Origin of the sequence: Neobacillus sp. KR4-4 (assembly GCF_042136325.1) — a bacterium.
Taxonomy (GTDB): Bacteria; Bacillota; Bacilli; order Bacillales; family Cytobacillaceae; genus Neobacillus.
This window is the reverse complement of record NZ_JBHHJU010000032.1, coordinates 1-18238: the sequence shown is the minus strand read 5'-3', so window position 1 is coordinate 18238 and position 18238 is coordinate 1. Positions and strand designations below refer to the sequence as shown.

The window sequence follows — 18238 nt, the reverse complement described above, 5'->3', positions numbered from 1 at the left end:
GCAGTGATGAATGAAAATTATTTATAAAATGACCCTTTTCCTAATTCTTTGTTTATATTTAGCGATTCTTTCGAAATTAATTTTGTTTAAATACATACCGTTATCTGAGATTATCAATCATTTCAACTTTACTTATGATGAATATCATTGGCGGTCGAATAATTTCGTCCCTTTTAAAACGATTAATTTTTACCTTTTCTTAGCGGACATCAATTTAATTATTCGGATTGAAAACCTGGCAGGGAATATCATCGGTTTTATGCCGTTTGGATTTATCTTACCATTGCTGGCGAAGAGGTTTCAAAAACTTAGCGCCGTCATGCTTGCCACCTTCGGCTTAAGTCTGGCATTTGAGCTCCTGCAGCTGATATTTGAATTCGGCAGCTTTGATGTAGACGATTTAATATTAAATACGCTGGGAGGAATCCTAGGGCTTTTGCCAATTAAACTTGTTCTTCTGTTCAGCCGCTTTAAAAAGAAGAATATGACCGAAAATATCAATTAAAAAACCACGGATGAATCCTTAAAACGATTCACCCGTGGTTTTTTCTTCACCCGTAACAGGAACGCTGTCTGCTAACAGTTGAATATTTTTGGTTACCTTTGTGCTATAGGTGAAATCACCATAACAGTACGGGTAGCGGAAATTATTTTTATTGCCGCCACATGTATAAATGGTCGGCTTTTCTTTTACCCGCTGGAGAGAAAATTCCTTCGCTAACGCCTCACTATGCTTCCCTCCATGCTGGGCTACAAAGTCAATGTAGCCAATTCCCATGTTATAGGACTGGATAATGGTCTGGAAATCTACTTTTTTCTTATTCCCATAACTGAGGACGCGCTGAAAATGTTTCACACCAACCTGAATACTTTTTTGCGGATCTGTTATTGTATTTCTTGCCAACCCTGCCGATTCGGACGCCTGCATAGGGTCCCCGCCTTTGCCGCGGCTTTCCTGCTGCATTAGAGCGACAACAACTGTTGTATGATTTTCGAGATGATATTTCGCTAATTCATCATGTATGAGGGGTTGATATTTTTTTACATCAGCAAATGGATCGTTATTCACTATATCAAGGGAGCCTTGTTGTTGAAAATAATTTTGGAACCAAGCTAACGCGCAAAAAAGGATGAACAGCACAAAAAAGGTTTTGAATTTCTTTCGTTTACGTTTTTTCATTCAGAAGCCCTCCCATCCATGACCATTATAAGGGAAGTTGCCAAGAAAGTCTGTGATAAACTTTTTAGAAAAAATTTGCATTATTAAGAGAAAAATAGACTGAAATTTCAAGAATTAGGAACAAAAATTCATTCCCTTGCCCATACTGATGAAGGAATCATTGCGGTGAAGCGGAAAAGTTTGGTATCATCATTAGTATTGATATGACAAGATGGAAGGGATAGGGGGTTATACTATGTCACGAATTTCAAAGGATCAGGTAAAGCATGTAGCCAATCTGGCACGATTGGCCATAACCGAAGAAGAAACAGACATGTTTACGAAGCAACTGGATGCGATTATTACCTTTGCTGAGCAGTTAAATGAATTGGACACGGAAAATGTGGAGCCTACATACCATGTGCTGGATATGAAAAATGTCTTGCGTGAAGATAAATCCAAACCTGGATTATCACGTGAAGAGGTACTAAAAAATGCACCTCTGCATCAGGACGGACAAATTAAAGTACCATCGATTATGGGGAAGGAGGATTAAAAGGTGAGTTTATTTGATTATAAAGTTTCAGATCTACATGAACTTTTTACAAAGAAGGAACTAAAAGTTTCCGATCTTGTCGATGAATCCTATAAGAGAATTGGACAAGTTGAAGATAAAGTTCAGGCGTTTTTAACATTAGATGAAGAGCGGGCACGTCTATCAGCGAAAGCATTAGATGAGAAAATCAATAGTGAGGCTGCCAAAGGTTTGCTATTTGGGATGCCGATTGGCTTAAAAGATAACTTAGTTACAAAGGGACTTCGGACAACTTGTGCGAGTAAAATCCTTGAAAACTTTGATCCGATTTATGATGCGACCGTTGTTCAGAAACTGCAACAAGCAGAAACAGTAACGATTGGGAAGTTAAATATGGATGAGTTTGCCATGGGGTCTTCCAACGAAAATTCCCATTACCAAACGACACGTAATCCATGGAATCTTGAGACAGTTCCAGGCGGCTCTTCAGGCGGTTCAGCGGCAGCTGTAGCAGCAGGAGAGGTCCTATTTTCGCTTGGTTCTGATACGGGCGGTTCGATCCGTCAGCCAGCTTCTTTTTGTGGTGTCGTAGGATTGAAACCAACCTATGGACGTGTTTCCCGGTTTGGTCTCGTTGCCTTTGCTTCATCCCTTGATCAAATTGGACCAATTACTAGAACAGTGGAGGATAATGCCTACCTGCTTCAAGCCATTTCCGGCCTTGATCCGATGGATTCGACCTCTGCAAATGTGGATGTACCAAACTTTGCGAGTGGTTTAACTGGTGATGTGAAGGGCCTCAAAATTGCTGTACCAAAAGAGTATCTTGGTGAAGGTGTCAGCGAATCAGTAAAACAGTCCGTCTTAAATGCCTTAAAAGTACTCGAGGGTCTTGGTGCAACATGGGAAGAGGTTTCCTTGCCGCACTCGAAGTATGCACTGGCTGCTTACTATTTGCTTTCTTCTTCAGAAGCATCAGCCAACCTTGCTCGTTTCGACGGAGTCCGTTACGGCTACCGCTCAAAGGATGCTGAAACATTAATCGATTTATATAAAAATTCCCGTGCAGAAGGCTTTGGTGATGAAGTAAAACGCCGGATTATGCTTGGTACATTTGCATTAAGCTCAGGGTACTATGATGCTTATTACAAAAAAGCACAGCAGGTACGTACATTGATCAAGCAAGACTTTGAAAATATCTTTGCAAAATATGATGTGATCGTCGGACCTACGACACCAACACCTGCTTTTAAAATTGGTGAAAATATTGAAGACCCATTAACGATGTACATTAATGATATTTTAACCATTCCTCTTAATCTTGCAGGCTTACCGGGAATATCAGTTCCATGCGGCTTTGATGGCGGGTTACCTTTAGGATTACAAATCATCGGCAAGTATTTTGATGAAACAACGATTTATCGTACAGCACATGCATTTGAACAGGCAACAGACTTTCATAAAGAAAAGCCGGAATTATAGGGGGTGAAGAAAATGGAATTTGAAACAGTGATTGGACTTGAGGTCCATGTAGAGTTAAAAACAGAATCTAAGATTTTCTCGTCGAGCCCAAATCATTTTGGGGCTGAACCGAATACAAATACAAGCGTGATCGACCTTGGCTACCCTGGTGTATTACCAGTCCTTAATAAAAAAGCCGTAGAGTTCGGGATCAAAGCAGCGATGGCGATTAATTGCGAGGTTGCTACTCATACGAAGTTTGACCGGAAGAACTACTTTTATCCGGATAATCCTAAGGCCTATCAGATTTCCCAATTTGATAAGCCAATTGGGGAACATGGCTATATTGATATCGAGGTAAATGGCTATACCAAACGAATTGGCATTACGCGCATCCACTTGGAAGAAGATGCCGGGAAGCTGAACCATGGCAAAGGGTATTCACTATGTGATTACAACCGTCAGGGCACTCCGCTTGTAGAGATTGTTTCCGAACCGGATATCCGCACACCTGATGAAGCTTATGCGTATCTTGAAAAATTAAAATCGATTATTCAATATACAGGTGTTTCCGATTGTAAAATGGAAGAGGGCTCACTCCGTTGTGATGCGAATATTTCCATTCGTCCCGTGGGACAAAAAGAATTCGGAACGAAAACAGAACTGAAAAACCTCAACTCTTTCAATTTCGTCCGCAAAGGTCTTGAATTTGAAGAGAAACGTCAACGAGAAGTGGTTGCTGCAGGTGGGAAGATCGAGCAGGAAACACGCCGTTTTGATGAAGCAACGGGGGCTACTCTGTTGATGAGGGTTAAAGAAGGTTCGGATGATTATCGTTACTTCCCTGAGCCGGATTTAATGGATTTGTACATTGATGAGGACTGGAAAGCCCGCATTCGTGCGGAAATTCCAGAGCTGCCGGATCAACGTCAAAAGCGTTATATAGACGAACTTGGACTACCAGTTTACGATGCAAAGGTATTAACGGTTACGAAAGAAATGGCGGATTTCTTCGAAGCGACCGTTAATGGCGGGGCGGATGCAAAGCTTGCCTCGAACTGGATCATGGGGGATGTTTCTGCATACTTGAATGCGGAACAAAAGGAACTTCACCAAGTAGCCTTAACTCCAGAAGGCCTAGCTAGCATGATTAAGTTGATCGAGAACGGCACGATTTCTTCGAAAATTGCTAAAACTGTTTTTAAAGAGTTAATCGAAAACGGCGGCGATGCGGAGCAAATTGTGAAGGACAAGGGGCTAGTTCAGATTTCCGATGAGGGTACCCTCCTTAAAGTCATTTCAGAGGTATTGGATGCGAATCCACAATCCATTGAAGACTTTAAGAATGGGAAAAATAAAGCTGTTGGCTTCTTAGTAGGGCAGTTAATGAAAGCTACGAAGGGTCAGGCCAACCCACAAATTGTTAATAAGTTGTTGCAGCAAGAACTACAAAAACGTTAATACGAAAGCTGGCAGAATACAGTCTGCCAGCTTTTTATTTTGGTGAGCAGAATTCGACATTCTTTTCTCGATTTCCCGGGAAAAAACCCATATGTTAAAAGGGCTTATCCTTTAATTAATCAAACGTTTGGTTAGTAAGGAACAATCGGGAATGGTGTCGATGCTTGAGAATTTCCCTATGGAAATCCTAGTATCGACACGTTTTTTCTTTTTTACGTAGAAAATGATAACTGGGTCGACAAAAAGTTTTCACAATATAAGGCTTTTACCCTTTATATATAAGGCTTCATGGCTAACTAATCAAACGTTTGGTTAGTTTGAAATGGTACTAATCAAACGTTTGATTAACTTTGCTATTAACCCCGGTATAATGGGGTTTTTTCAAAATAAACGCTGAAAAGTTTGTAGAATGATAGAAATTAAAAAGATATCATCGCACCGCGCTCATCAAAAGTGGCTGTAGGGTTCCAAGCAACTTCCCAGAGGTTATTTTCGGGGTCAGCGAAATAGGCAATCCGTCCGCCCCAGAAGACATCACTTGGCTCCCGCAGTATTTTTGCCCCTGCTGAGCGAATGGTTTCTATCGTTGTATCAACTTGTTCCTGTTGATCTACGTTTATGGAATAGGTCACCCCATGAAAGCTCTCAGGAGAGCGTGTGAATTCAATGCCGGCATCCTTTGCTAACTCGGCAATCGGGTATAACGAAAGCAAGACGCCCGCCGTTTTAAAGACAGCAAATTGGTCCGAGCTTATTTCCGTTTCCTCCCATCCTAACGTTTGATAAAATTTCCTAAGTACAGGCAAATCATATGCGCCAATTGTAAGCAAACTAACTCTTTGTGGAACCATGAGCAAATCCCTCCATAAAAAATGATTATCTATCTAATTTTCTCCCAATGACTCATATTATCCTTCAAACCGGGGAATAGTTGATAGTTTAAAGCAACGAATAAATGGTAAGATTTTAGGAAGGTGAATATCTAAAAAAGTGAGGTACACGGATGACCATGTATATTGCACTGCTGCGAGGTATTAATTAAATACGCTCGGATCAATGGGATCCGAGCGTATTATTATTTTTCGCTTTTTAACAAGCGAACACTTTCCGTAAATTCCTTTTCAATCTCATCATTTTTTCGATACGTCAGTAAACTCACAATGTAAGCGACAATAAGGTTGAAAACAAAGCCAGGGACAATTTCATAAAGCGTGTCACCAAGGCCGACATTCTTCCAAATGATAACGGTAAGCGCTCCGACGATCATCCCGAAAAGGGCGCCCCAATTCGTAATCTTTTTCCAGAATAAGCTTAGCAAGATTACTGGTCCGAATGATGCACCGAAGCCTGCCCAAGCATATGCAACGAGGTCTAAAATGGTGCTATTTTGCTTGAATGCTAGTGCAGCCGCAATGACAGAAACGAGAAGAACCGCCATTCTCCCTAGGAAGACCAGTTGCTTGTCCTTTGCATTTTTGTTCATGACCATTTTGTATAAATCTTCAACAAGTGCACTAGAAGTAACGATTAATTGGGAAGAAATCGTACTCATAATCGCTGCGAGAATGGCAGCTAAAGCAAATCCTGCGAATAGAGGGTGGAATAAAATTTGGCTCAATTCAATGAAAACTGCTTCTGGATTCTTTAAGATATGCTCCGGATTATTATGGAAAAAGGCAATACCAATAAATCCTGTAAAGATCGTACCAATAAGCGAGATAATCATCCAGCCCATTCCAATCCGGCGGGCGCTTTTTGTTTCTTTAATTGTTTTGATTGCCATAAAGCGGACAATGATGTGAGGCTGTCCAAAATAGCCAAGCCCCCAGGCCATTGCTGAAATAATGCCTAAAAAGGTTGTCCCTTTTAATAAATCAAGTTTTGTTGGGTCTATCGCGCGAATCGTTTCCATCGTTTCAGCAGGGCCTCCTGTGTGGAAGATACCAATTGCTGGAACAAGAGCAAGGGCGATCAACATCATTAACCCTTGAATAAAGTCTGTATAGCTTACCGCCAAGAATCCACCAAATAAGGTGTAGGCAACCGTAACACCGCCAACAATAAGAAGTCCGGTATGGTAGCTTGTCCCAAATGAACTTTCAAAAAAGACAGCTCCAGAAACCATTCCTGATGAAACATAGAAAGTAAAGAAAATAAGAATAACAATACCTGAAACAATACGGAGTAGTTTTGTGTTGTCTTTAAAACGGTTCTCAAGGTAGCTTGGAATCGTGATTGAATCATTGGCTACTTGAGTGTAAGATCGCAAGCGAGGTGCAACTAATAGCCAGTTAAGATAAGCGCCAATCGTTAAACCAACGGCGATCCACGCATCGGCTAAACCGGTTACATAAATTCCGCCGGGTAATCCCATTAGAAGCCATCCGCTCATATCAGCTGCCCCTGCACTTAAAGCAGTTACAGCGGGTCCTAAAGACCGCCCTCCAAGCATGTAGTCTGTAAGATTGCTAGTCTTTCGATAAGAGTACCAACCGATAAATAGCATGGCGGCAATATAGATTCCAATCGAAAGTAGTTGTAGTGATTCATTAGACATAGGTTTCCTCCTTGATTGTCTTATCGTAGAAAATATTTATAATAATATTTCCTATATATAAAATATTCTATCAACTATAAATTTCTAATACTAGTGTAAAAATATAGTTTTTTTGAAATAGGAAAAAATGCTTGTAGTATAACAACGGTGGGTATCCATAAGCAGTTCTATTGTAACAAGTTCTTAAAACGACTATCATAGGAGAAAATGAGAGAGGTGCAGAAAAAATGGATTTAAACCAATGGTTTCAAAAAGGATTGACTGTTGATGGGTACATAAATGCTATGACTACCAATAAAGAGGATATGCTTACGATCTATGAGGGCTTCACCTTAACGGAAGAGGATAAGAATCGGCTCGAGGCATTAAGGTCGCAAAACTTACGTGCGATTGTCCTATCAGAAGATTGGTGTGGCGATGCGATGCTGAATAACCCCATTTTGCTGAAAATAGCTGAAGCGGCTGGGATAGAAGTTCGTTTTGTACTCCGCGACTCGAATTTGGAGTTAATGGACCAATATTTAACCAATGGAACATCGAGAGCCATACCTATCTTTATTTTTATTAATGAAGAAGGGGATGAGGTTGGTGTCTGGGGGCCAAGAGCTCCTGAGTTGCAGGCTTTCGTAATGGAAAAGCGTGCTGCCTTGCCAGAAAAGGACGCAGAGGATTTTCAAGCGAAACAAACAGAATTGTTTAAGAGCCTTAGAGCAACCTATCAAAGAGATGCCTCCATTTGGCAAACCGTTGCCAATAGTATCCTGGCGACACTTTTAAAATAAAGGCTGTGTTAAAGGATAATGTTGATTTTAGCACCCTGTTGATTGGAGTGGAGGGCACGAAGACTCCTGCGGGAGTACGGGGCAGGGGAGACCCCGCAGGAGCGCAGCGACGAGGAGGCTCCCCGGCACGCCCGCGGAAAGCGAAGTGCCTGGAACGGAAATCAACAGACTAGTTTAACACAGCCAAAATAAAAAAAGAGGATCCCTAGGTAGTTATAACTGTCTAGGGATCCTTTTAATTACATTTTAAAGCCGCCGCCCTTTGGCGGGATGCGGTCATTGATCAAATTTTTATCATTTATTTTGGGCTCGATGCCCAAAATAAAATTGCGGATGTTGGAGCGATGCAAATAAATCAAGAATAGCGAGAAAAATATAAAGATAAGTTCCATTTCGATCTTAGAAGATACTAAAGAATAGATGAGAAGACTAATGCCAACCGTAATGGAGCCAAAGAATACATACTTAGTTATAAAGATAACTAAAAAGAAAGCAACATACGCGATGATCAGGAGATAGACATTGGCGATTAACAAAGCCCCGGCGGTGGTTGCGATTGCCTTTCCTCCTTTGAAGCCTGCAAAAATTGGAAAGCAATGACCAACAACAGCTGTGAGGCCAAAATAAAGGGGATTTGCGTCTAAGTTAAAGTACATGGGCAGTGATGCTGCCAAAGCCCCTTTTGCAATATCAATAATCAGGACGAAAATGGCAGATTTCTTACCAAGAACCCTTAGGGTATTGGTGGCCCCTGGATTTTTACTGCCATGTTCGCGGATATCCACTCCAAAGATCAACTTGCCCACAATCAAAGCTGTGGGAACGCTTCCGATTAAATAGGAAGCCAAAAGCAACAACCACAACATATGCATCATTCCCTTGGCTATTATTTTAGTAAAATTGCATTATTAATAGATTTTATCATATATCAGTGGTAGTATTTTGTTGAATTCTCAATTTCTGTAAAGAAAAGGGAGCATTTGAGAGATGGTATAGATTTATTTCGGCCAAGTTGCTAATACTTATGCAAGTTCTTGAGCAGATATTCCGGTGGCCTTAATGGGCCGTCTAGTTCTTCTATTGAGATGAAATACCTTTAATACCCATGAAAAGGATGATCGATTTGAGTCAGAAGCTAAAAATTCAAAAACCGAAAATGCCCTCCAATTTAACTCCATTTGATTATAACGATAGAGAAGATTCATATATTAACATGGCGATCATTAGCGACTGTTCGATCTCCCAAGAGGAGGTTGAAAAAGTGAGATTCGAAGAGGTGGTATTTAAAAATGTGACCTTCCTCGATGGATCGTTTCGCTTTGTTCAATTAACCGATGTGATTTTTGAACGATGCGATCTATCCAATGTGGATTTTACGGATGGAATCATCCATCGGGTCGAGTTTCGTGACTGCAAACTATTAGGATTAAATCTTGCAGATGCTACCCTTAGAAATGTCTTGTTTGAAAACTGCAATCTGAATATGGGTTCGTTTGGTTATGCCGACTTGAAGGAAATGAAGTTTGAGAATTGCTCCCTTCGCAGTGCAGATTTCTACGAAGCTAAATTTAATAAACTTGACTTTAAAGATTGCGATCTAGATGATGTGAATTTTACTGGAACGACATTGTCTGGTGTGGACCTGAGTACTTGTACGTTTAACCGTTTAAATCTATCACTGGATAGTGTGGCCGGTTGCAAAGTTTCTGCCGATCAGGCGATAGGATTTGCGAGGCTGTTAGGATTGGAAATTAAGGAGTAATCTCCTTTTATATTTGATAACACCGTGCGGGCGCTGCCCGCACGGTTTTTAGGTTCAATCTCATGGTATGATGAAGAGAATTGAAAAAAATTTTTTTAAAAATAGTGTAGGGGTAGGTTTCGATCCTCTCGTCTATTATGTAGAAACAAAAAAAAGAAAGGGGGAGAGAACGATTAATGATACAGCCTTAATAGAAAATGTGCTGGACGGCAGTGACCAGGCTTTTCGACTTTTGGTTGAGAAATACAGCAACGATGTGTTCCGGACCATCTTTGCTGTGCTTCGTGATCAAAAGGAAGCAGAAGATGCCGCACAGGAAGTATTTATGAAAATCTATACTTCTCTCCCCCAATACCAAAATCAAGGATTTAAAACGTGGATAACGCGAATTGCGGTTAATCATGCGATAGATGTAAAACGAAAACAGGTGAGAAGACGAGAGGAAGTGGCAGAAGACCTCGAGCAGCAGTCAGCAGGGTCGCCGAAAGACAGTGTGGAGGAGGAGATTTTCGAACTAGACCGGAGAAGGCTCGTTAGGAAAAAGCTTGATGAACTGCCCGAAAATTACCGTGATGTGATATACGGATTTTACATCGCTGAAAAGAGCTATCAGCAAATGGCTGACGAACAAAACGTACAGGTGAAAACAATTGAAACGAAGCTGTACCGGGCCCGCCATTGGATGAGAAAGAATTGGAAGGAGGATGATTTTTCATGAAGCATTACAGTTTTGAAGAGTGGTTGCAATACGTTAATGACGAAGTCAATGAGAAGACCAAAGAGGACTTAGAAAACCATTTATACACGTGTGATCAATGCCTTACCCAATATTTACTAGCTGTAGAAGCCGGTGAACCATCCCTTCCAACTCTCTCAGACAGCAGTGGCTTTACCGAATTGGTCATGGCAGAGGTTTCGAAGCAGAAAACTATGGTGCCTGACACCGTTAGAAACCTAAACACTATCTCAATAGTTCCTTCGGTGCCTGACACCAAAATTGACACCAAAATGAAGGAAAAACCTTTTTATCAGCAAGCGGTGTTTCATTATTTATTGGCCGCGGCTGCGACATTATTATTAACTTTTTCAGGGGTCTTTCAGTCGCTAGCGGCGTATGCGAATTCGATTGATAAGCCGCAAATTCAGGAAAAGAAGCCTTCGGTGACGGAGGGCGTTATTAATAAAACTTTTGCATGGATGGATTCACTAGAAAAAAAGGAGGCAAATAAGAAATGAAAAATCCGACAAAGGCATTGACCTTGTCCCTATTTCCGGGTCTTGGCCATATTTATTTCGGTAATATGTTTCGCGGCGTACTTTATCTATTGACTGTGATTGGATTAGCGTTCGTCACTGTTATTGGGTTATTAACAAATAACGAGGAAGTTGCTATCGTGACCTTTATGTTAGGAATATTCCTTTATCTTGTCAGTTTTATTGATATGGGGGTGCAGGTTTCCAAACATAAGAAGGCTCTGAAGTCAGTTAATCTAGAAGGGCAGCCGAACCAGGCTACCCAAGATTCAGAACGGTTTTATACGATTGTTCTATCATTTATACCGGGCTTAGGCCACTTCCAAATTGGATTAATGACCAGGGGATTAACGCTTTTGGCGACATTCCTAGGATTAGGAGTCATGGTCATATTTGTGACAGCCTTATCCAACCGAGCTGAATTTATGGTCTTTCTGGCCGCTCTCCCAATTATCTGGGTGTATGGATTTTTTGATGCCGTCCAGCAGGTAAACAAAAAACAACGCGGAGAGGAACTTGTTGACCGTACAATATTTGAAGACTTTGAGATGCGCCGTGAAGATGGTAAAAAGAGCAAATCGATTGCCACCTTTCTTGCCATCTTTCCGGGAGCAGGACATTTGTATCTTGGCTTACAGCGCCGCGGAATCCAATTAATGGCCGCGTTTCTGTTTTCTATTTATATTTTAGATACGTTACGACTTGGGATCTTTTTATTTTTAATTCCGATTATCTGGTTTTATAGCTTTTTTGATGCGATGCAAAAGGTATCAAGGTACGGCGAAGAAACGATTGAAGATGTCCCCATTATTTCGTATTTCATTAATCATCAAAAATGGGTTGGGATTGGCCTAGTCTTAATGGGGCTTTACTATCTCGTGATGAACGTCCTGCTGCCTGCTTTTTCATCATTCCTTAACAGGCTGGTGAATATCGATGTAATGTATTGGGTACAAGGATATCTTCAAACAGGGCTTGTTTGTATCTTATTGATTGGCGGGGGAATTAAGCTTTTATCTGGGAGCAAACAAAAACGGGAGGCAAAAAAGCATGAGTAAGTGGGGAAAAGCCATTGCTGGCGCAGCAATCATCGGATTGGGGATTGGGTTCCTTTTTAGAAAAAGAAAGGGTGGGATTGAAGCATGAGAACTTGGCGTGTTGGGACATTTTCAATGGGGGCCTCGCTTGTATTTCTTGGCCTCTTTCTCTTCTTTTCAAAGTTTTTGGGGTTAGAACTTGTCCAAGTGATGACGGCTTGGTGGCCGCTATTATTGGTCGTGCTCGGGATAGAGATTCTCCTTTACCTATTTTTGTCGCGACAGGAAAAGCCGGTGCTAAAGTATGATTTCCTTAGTATCTTCTTTGTAGGTGTCATCGGAATGGCGGGAATTGCATTTGCTATCGTCAGTACGACAGGCATCTTGGATAAAGCGGAAGAAGTGATGGCAAGGGAAGAGCGCTCGTTTGAATTGCCTGCTTTTTCCTATCAAATGAATGATAGTATCAAACGAGTGGTGGTTAGGACGGTTGACCATCAGATGACGGTCGAGTCCACTAATGAAAAACAGGTTTCGATGTTCGGCACCTATCGGGTGCAAACCTCCAAAAAAGGAGAACTTTTAAAAAATGCAGAGGATATGGTTTCCGCTAATCAAAAGGGGGATACACTTTATTTAAGCATGAAGTCACTTCCTAACGAAATTGGTCCATTCCATGCAAATGGAGAGGTTGCGGCGACACTGTTGATTCCAAATGATGTGAAGCTTGAAGTGATTGGCAGTGATAATTCACTTATCTTAAAACCACGCTCTCTTGTGAACGATTGGAGTATCGAGAGAGCCTCATCCCTTGCGATTAATGTACCCGCAAAAGGTAATTTAAAGATTGCTGCAGTGGGTGTAGGTGAGGTTAGAGGGAAAGATGGAGACTGGAAAGTGACAGAGGTGAAGACAGCTGATGGTATAGATAACGGCCGGAAAGATGCTGTTTATCAGTCTGGTGCAGGAAAGTACCACATCAGTATTACGGATGCCTATGATATTAGTCTGCAAACGAATCAGTAAAAATCTTGAGTCTATTTTTGCAAATAAATAAAAAAACGTTATGATATAAGATGGATGTTTGAAGGTAATTTAGTATATACGCATGTCTTGAAGTTTGTAAGTAAGAATAATAATTGGTAGAATATTGAAGTGAGCGGATAGCTATTACCGATGTTGATTTCAAAAATAGGATGATGAAACGATGAAAAGAGCAAGACTGATTTACAATCCTACCTCAGGACGTGAAATTCTAAAGCGGAATCTTCCAGAGATTCTTCAAAAGCTAGAAATGGCTGGATATGAAGCATCATGTCACGCGACTACAGGTGCAGGGGATGCGACGGAAGCAGCACGGATAGCTGTTGAGCGAAAGTATGATATTGTTATTGCAGCTGGCGGTGACGGAACTATTCATGAAGTGGTTAACGGTCTCGCTGAGCAGGAATATCGTCCAAAATTAGGGATTATTCCTGCAGGAACGACGAATGATTTTGCCCGTGCTCTGCAAATTCCAAGAGAAATTGGAGCGGCAGTAGATATCATTACTAAAGGGGAAATGATTCCAGTCGATATTGGGCGCATCAATGATCGGTATTTTATTAATATTGCTGGCGGCGGTAGAATCACCGAGATTACATACGAAGTACCAAGTAAATTAAAAACAATGCTCGGTCAATTGGCTTATTATTTAAAAGGGATGGAAATGCTTCCTTCCATTAAACCGTCGAAGGTGTCGATTGAGTATGATGGGAAGTTATTTGAAGGCGAAGCGATGCTGTTTCTTGTCGGGCTGACCAATTCCATTGGCGGCTTTGAAAAACTAGCACCCGATGCCTCCATTAACGATGGATTATTTTCGCTTCTGATCTTGAAGAAGACAAATCTTGCTGAATTTATTCGGATAGCGACCTTAGCTCTTCGAGGGGAGCATATTCATGATCCAAATGTCATTTATACACAGGCAAACCGGATTAAAGTTCATGCGACGGAAAAAGTTCAATTAAACTTGGATGGGGAATTTGGCGGATTGTTACCGGCTGAGTTTGAAAACCTCTATCGCCACCTAGAGGTGTTTGTGCCACTTGAAGATATTCGCCCGAATGACCGCCCAACAGATTGGGAAGCAGGGAAAAGATATAGTTAAGAAAGTTCGTTCCATTGGGACGGGCTTTTTCTTTTAAAAGGACGCTATAATATTGCAATCAACAAACAGTTATAACAAAGCTTTTTAAAAAAGGAAAAAGTGTAAGATCCCTAGAATATTTTGTATCATGGGCGAAAAATGGTTGAAGAGCGGCGCAAAGTGAAGAAGTTAATAACATTAGGTTTTTAAGGAGAGTGAACTAATTGAATATTTTATTTGAAGAATTATTTGATGTTAACCAAGTTGGGAGGGCGAATACAAATAAACCGAATTTAGCTCGTTTAAAGTCTAATCCAACAATTAATAAAGAAGTGGCTGTAATAGGTATTGATTTCCAAAATGATTTCTTGGAAGAAGGGAATTTAGGTGTTGCAAACTCTTATCAAGACGTAAGAAACTTTGCCAAGTTTGTTTATGAAAATATTGACGTGATTGATGACATATTTATGAGCTTAGATATTCATCAGCCGAAGCAAATATTCCATCCTGCTTGGTGGATAAATGATAAAGGACAGCACCCAGAGTCCTTTACAGTTATTACCTATCAAGATGCGTTGGAAGGTAATTGGAAACCTATTTACCAAGAAAAGGAAAGTATAGAGTATCTACGTGAACTTGAGGCAGCCGGAAAGAAATCCTTAATCATTTGGAGTTACCATTGCCTCCAAGGTACATTTGGTGCCGCAATTGAAACGCAATTATCTAATTTGTTATTTGCCTTTTCTTTATACAAAGAGAAGGATGTACATTACGTGATAAAAGGGTTAAATCCTATATCCGAAATGTATGGGATTGTGAAACCCGAATATTCAAAAACAGATTTAACAGATAAAAATCTGCTAAGTCAATTGATGAATTATAAAAGGTTAGTTATTGGTGGAGAGGCTAAGTCTCACTGTGTTCTAGAGACGGTTAAACAGATTGTAGAAGAGTTTGAGAAGGTCAATCACAATGATTATATAATTTATGTTTTAGAAGATTGTACATCGTCCATAGCAGGTTTTGAAGAAGCTACAGAAGATGAATACAAAAAATTAGCTGCAAAATACCCAATCAAACTTACAACAACAAAAGAACTTAAGTTTTATTAGAGAAAGAAATCCTCTCTTGTGCATTCTTCTAAAAACAAAATGACCCACCTTTGTCCGCTTTGATAAGAGGCGTGGTGGGTTAGTAACATCTATCGGTTAGATTTTTTGTGGTAAGTATATGCTCGTAATTCCAGAATCACTTTATTCATCCTATCTCCTGTAAGGAATCCTGTTCTTTCCTATAAAGATTGTCCCAAAGCAAATAAATTTTTCTGCGGCCGTTTGCAATGTCAGGATTAAATTGGATGGCAGCGTTTTGACGGACAGTATGAACGTTCTTCATTGCCTGTTCAAGCTTTTCGTTGATAACAGTGCTACCTTTTCCAGCGTGTTTAGCAATCGAAATGCCGGCTGTTGTTCCTTGGGCCATGGCGATTTTCCCGCTTTCGATACCAGTGATATTTCCAGCAACAAATAATCCTTCGAGTGGAGTTTCCATTTTTTCAGAATGATGCGGAACATGTCCACCTAGTTCCGGAACGTATTCGAATGGGCAACCGGCAACCGCCGTAAGCTCTGCTAATGGATACAAGCCGCCTGCGATACAAACGAAATCGGCTTCATATACTTTTTCCGTACCTTTGATTACATTTCCATTCACATCAATATCTGCAGTGAGGACGCCTTCCACGTGCTCCTTGCCAAGAATTTCAAGAGCTGCTTTTCTAAGTTGCAATGGTGTGCCATTTACCTTAACACCGCTCTTTGGGAAAAACTTCATTGCTAATTTGCGGAATCCCTCATTCTTCATAAAGCGGCTGCCAAAACGCAACATTGCTGACGGAGCATGATGGGCTGCATTTAGAAGCGACTTCATGACTTCCTCTGGTTCTCCGGCATTTTTGCTTAGCGGGCTCTTTTCAGGTAAAACAATGCGTTCCACATTAATTCCAGCTAATTGCAGCTCGTTTAAAATCGCAAATGCTAGAATGTTTGCACCAATGATGATGCCTTTTTTTCCGACCTCGACACGATGTACATTGGTCATGACCTGTGCAGCGCCAATGGACATAACGCCTGGCAGAGTCCAACCTGGCACAGGAATTGGAAACTCAGCTGCACCAGTTGCCACTAGCACATAAGGAGCTGTTAGTGTTCCTATATTGGTATGAACATTCCATGAAACCTCATCTTTTTCTAGGTTGTATACAGAAACGCCGCAGCGGATATCTATTGATAGTTTTTGAGCTTCATTGTGCAGACGCTCTGATTCTTTTATTCCATTCCACCATTCACCAGACGGTTCCTGGTGTAATTGGCCGAGTAATCTGCCACCTGGTCTAACAAATTCATCAATGACGGTTACTTTTAAGCCATTTTCAGCACAGGATATGGCACCAGCTAAACCAGCTGGTCCAGCTCCTATTACGATTACATCTATCATTGCTTCTCCACCATCCTTTTAACAATATTAGGATGCTGTTTCCCACTGTTAATAACCATATTTTCCTTCACAACAGTTAAACAAGCTCTTACATTGGCCTGACCGTTTACATTTACACGGCATTCCATGCAATGACCGATATTGCAGTAGAACCCTCTTGGTGTTCCGCCTTCCTCATGAACACGCAGTGTTCTCACACCGTTTGCCAGCATGGCTGCTGCGATTGTTTCATTTTCATGTGCCTCATATTCTTTTCCATCAAATGATAAAGGAATCTTTTTTCTATCGTCTAATTTTCCTAAAATAGGATGATCTATAATTCTAGTCATTATTTTCACCTACTGTTCCAAAAGTTACAGGGCGAATTGGAGGCTGATATTTAAGTGGGATTTCGGCTTCTTTTTTATCCGGTACGACACTATCAATGATCCGATCGACCGTTACTCGGCAAGTACGTCCTCCGCAGAAACCCATTCCTGCTCTTGTTCTAAGCTTTAGTTCCCTGGCTGTGCATTGATATTCATCCGCTGTTGCGAAAAGCTGACCATAGGTAACTTCTTCACAACGACAGATCACAAGTGCTTCTTTGTTAGTCATTTGGAAAATCCCCCTCTTTAATTATATGTAAAAATATAATGCAAGAATCGTACCAACTTTGAAGCTCTTATTTAAAATTAGCCTAAGCCGAGACGTTTTAGACGATTGTAGAGGGTCGCTCGGGTGATTCTCAGTTTTTTCGCGCATTCTAATTTGTTGCCATGGGTTAATGTCAATGCTTTTTCAAGCACCTGCTTCTCATACTGGTCCATTTCCTCCTGAAGCGGCAAAATCTCTGTGTCCATTTCCATAGAGTTTTCCTGAGTGTCCTTATCAGCCCCAGCCGAGTGGATCAATCCCGAATGAAATGGTAAATATTCTTTTCGAATGACGCCATCTGTAGCAAAAACAACAAGACGTTCTACGACATTACGCAGCTCCCGGACATTGCCTGGCCAATCATATTGAAACAATTCCTTCATCACTTCCTGTGGAAACTGATGTATAGGGCGCTGATAGCGCAGTGAAAAATCTTTTAAAAAATAATGAATCAGTTCAACGATATCCTCGTTGCGTTCTCTTAATGGAGGAAGCTTTAAGCTGACAACATTGAGCCGATAATATAAATCCTCGCGAAATTGACCTTCTTTTATTGATTCCTTTAAATCCCTATTGGTTGCGGCAATGACCCGGAAATCAGCTTCCAGTTCCTTTTCGCCGCCAACTTTGTAATACTTTCTTTCCTGAAGCACTCGAAGCATTTTGACCTGCATGTCTAAAGGCATTTCGCCAACTTCATCAAGAAATAGAGTGCCGCCTTTTGCGAGTTCAATTTTTCCTTTTTTTCCTCTATGATCAGCACCGGAAAAGGCACCGCGTTCATAGCCGAATAATTCGCTTTCAAATAACGTTTCAGGAATAGCTCCGCAGTTGATAGAAATAAACCAGCTAATAGTTTGTCAATATTTTTCAATAAAAAATAAAATTTAGTCATGATATACTAAAATTATGCATGCCAAATAACCTTCCACTAACTGATGATTGGAAGGTTTTGTCTTATTTAACTAAA

General features: G+C 40.8%; 20 protein-coding genes and 1 pseudogene. 13 read left to right on the top strand and 8 right to left on the bottom strand.

Features of this window, described 5'->3' with window-relative positions; translation table 11 throughout:
* Positions 1-10 precede the first annotated feature (10 nt).
* The gene (locus tag ACE198_RS23875) at positions 11-505 is read left to right on the top strand and encodes a VanZ family protein (RefSeq protein WP_375377295.1); all 495 of its coding nucleotides are present in this window, start codon (positions 11-13) and stop codon (positions 503-505) included.
* Between the two features lie 18 nt (positions 506-523).
* On the opposite strand, the gene ACE198_RS23870 is transcribed toward ACE198_RS23875, so the two are convergent.
* Positions 524-1180 carry a lysozyme family protein gene (locus tag ACE198_RS23870; protein WP_375377294.1) on the bottom strand — a complete coding sequence of 219 codons (657 nt, stop codon included), beginning with the start codon at positions 1178-1180 and terminating at the stop codon, positions 524-526.
* A 235-nt stretch (positions 1181-1415) separates the two neighbouring features.
* On the opposite strand from ACE198_RS23870, the gene gatC reads away from it, so the two are divergent.
* The 3 genes from gatC to gatB are packed head-to-tail and all read left to right on the top strand — an operon-like array spanning position 1416 to position 4616.
* A complete protein-coding gene (gene gatC, locus ACE198_RS23865) occupies positions 1416-1715 on the top strand; it encodes an Asp-tRNA(Asn)/Glu-tRNA(Gln) amidotransferase subunit GatC (protein ID WP_026564693.1) in 300 nt (99 codons plus the stop codon).
* A gap of 3 nt (positions 1716-1718) precedes the next feature.
* Entirely contained in the window at positions 1719-3176 is a 1458-nt protein-coding gene (gene gatA / locus ACE198_RS23860; protein WP_375377293.1) for an Asp-tRNA(Asn)/Glu-tRNA(Gln) amidotransferase subunit GatA, read from the top strand.
* A 12-nt stretch (positions 3177-3188) separates the two neighbouring features.
* A complete protein-coding gene (gene gatB, locus ACE198_RS23855; RefSeq protein ID WP_375377292.1) occupies positions 3189-4616 on the top strand; it encodes an Asp-tRNA(Asn)/Glu-tRNA(Gln) amidotransferase subunit GatB in 1428 nt (475 codons plus the stop codon).
* A 419-nt stretch (positions 4617-5035) separates the two neighbouring features.
* Here the strand turns inward: gatB and ACE198_RS23850 are convergent, their stop codons facing one another.
* Both ACE198_RS23850 and putP read right to left on the bottom strand, forming a co-directional pair.
* Positions 5036-5467 carry a VOC family protein gene (locus ACE198_RS23850; protein ID WP_098571059.1) on the bottom strand — a complete coding sequence of 144 codons (432 nt, stop codon included), beginning with the start codon at positions 5465-5467 and terminating at the stop codon, positions 5036-5038.
* 224 nt (positions 5468-5691) lie between these two features.
* Positions 5692-7173: a sodium/proline symporter PutP gene (putP, locus tag ACE198_RS23845; RefSeq protein ID WP_251461288.1), complete on the bottom strand. Its 1482-nt coding sequence runs from the start codon at positions 7171-7173 to the stop codon at positions 5692-5694.
* A gap of 227 nt (positions 7174-7400) precedes the next feature.
* Here putP and ACE198_RS23840 point away from each other — a divergent pair, with 227 nt between their 5' ends.
* Positions 7401-7955 (top strand): thioredoxin family protein, encoded by a 555-nt coding sequence (locus ACE198_RS23840; protein ID WP_375377291.1) that lies wholly within the window; start codon positions 7401-7403, stop codon positions 7953-7955.
* 5 nt (positions 7956-7960) lie between these two features.
* Positions 7961-8128 (top strand): hypothetical protein, encoded by a 168-nt coding sequence (locus ACE198_RS23835; protein WP_375377290.1) that lies wholly within the window; start codon positions 7961-7963, stop codon positions 8126-8128.
* A 66-nt stretch (positions 8129-8194) separates the two neighbouring features.
* Here ACE198_RS23835 and plsY read toward each other — a convergent pair whose 3' ends face one another.
* The gene (gene plsY / locus ACE198_RS23830; protein WP_375377289.1) at positions 8195-8821 is read right to left on the bottom strand and encodes a glycerol-3-phosphate 1-O-acyltransferase PlsY; all 627 of its coding nucleotides are present in this window, start codon (positions 8819-8821) and stop codon (positions 8195-8197) included.
* Positions 8822-9078: 257 nt separating this feature from the next.
* On the opposite strand from plsY, the gene ACE198_RS23825 reads away from it, so the two are divergent.
* From ACE198_RS23825 to ACE198_RS23795, 7 genes are all read left to right on the top strand, one after another.
* Positions 9079-9717, top strand: a complete 639-nt coding sequence (locus ACE198_RS23825) for a pentapeptide repeat-containing protein (protein ID WP_257148361.1) — start codon at positions 9079-9081, stop codon at positions 9715-9717.
* Between the two features lie 67 nt (positions 9718-9784).
* Positions 9785-10435: an RNA polymerase sigma factor gene (locus ACE198_RS23820; RefSeq protein WP_375377288.1), complete on the top strand. Its 651-nt coding sequence runs from the start codon at positions 9785-9787 to the stop codon at positions 10433-10435.
* On the top strand, positions 10432-10953 hold the full coding sequence (locus tag ACE198_RS23815; protein WP_251461290.1) for an anti-sigma factor: 522 nt from the start codon (positions 10432-10434) through the stop codon (positions 10951-10953). The genes ACE198_RS23820 and ACE198_RS23815 overlap by 4 nt, the downstream gene beginning before the upstream one ends.
* A complete protein-coding gene (locus ACE198_RS23810) occupies positions 10950-12029 on the top strand; it encodes a DUF6677 family protein (protein ID WP_375377287.1) in 1080 nt (359 codons plus the stop codon). Before ACE198_RS23815 ends, ACE198_RS23810 begins: the two co-directional genes overlap by 4 nt.
* A gap of 84 nt (positions 12030-12113) precedes the next feature.
* Positions 12114-13034: a hypothetical protein gene (locus tag ACE198_RS23805; RefSeq protein ID WP_375377286.1), complete on the top strand. Its 921-nt coding sequence runs from the start codon at positions 12114-12116 to the stop codon at positions 13032-13034.
* 181 nt (positions 13035-13215) lie between these two features.
* Positions 13216-14157 carry a diacylglycerol kinase gene (locus ACE198_RS23800; RefSeq protein WP_098571052.1) on the top strand — a complete coding sequence of 314 codons (942 nt, stop codon included), beginning with the start codon at positions 13216-13218 and terminating at the stop codon, positions 14155-14157.
* 203 nt (positions 14158-14360) lie between these two features.
* Positions 14361-15248 carry a cysteine hydrolase family protein gene (locus ACE198_RS23795; protein ID WP_375377285.1) on the top strand — a complete coding sequence of 296 codons (888 nt, stop codon included), beginning with the start codon at positions 14361-14363 and terminating at the stop codon, positions 15246-15248.
* A gap of 145 nt (positions 15249-15393) precedes the next feature.
* On the opposite strand, the gene ACE198_RS23790 is transcribed toward ACE198_RS23795, so the two are convergent.
* The 4 genes and pseudogenes from ACE198_RS23790 to ACE198_RS23775 all read right to left on the bottom strand — a co-directional run.
* Entirely contained in the window at positions 15394-16632 is a 1239-nt protein-coding gene (locus ACE198_RS23790) for an NAD(P)/FAD-dependent oxidoreductase (RefSeq protein WP_375377284.1), read from the bottom strand.
* A complete protein-coding gene (locus ACE198_RS23785) occupies positions 16629-16961 on the bottom strand; it encodes a (2Fe-2S)-binding protein (RefSeq protein WP_375377283.1) in 333 nt (110 codons plus the stop codon). Before ACE198_RS23785 ends, ACE198_RS23790 begins: the two co-directional genes overlap by 4 nt.
* A complete protein-coding gene (locus ACE198_RS23780; protein ID WP_251461294.1) occupies positions 16954-17229 on the bottom strand; it encodes a (2Fe-2S)-binding protein in 276 nt (91 codons plus the stop codon). The genes ACE198_RS23785 and ACE198_RS23780 overlap by 8 nt, the downstream gene beginning before the upstream one ends.
* Before the next feature lie 77 nt (positions 17230-17306).
* Positions 17307-18113 (bottom strand): annotated as a pseudogene (locus ACE198_RS23775) (sigma-54 interaction domain-containing protein); the annotation flags it as partial.
* Positions 18114-18238 lie beyond the last annotated feature (125 nt).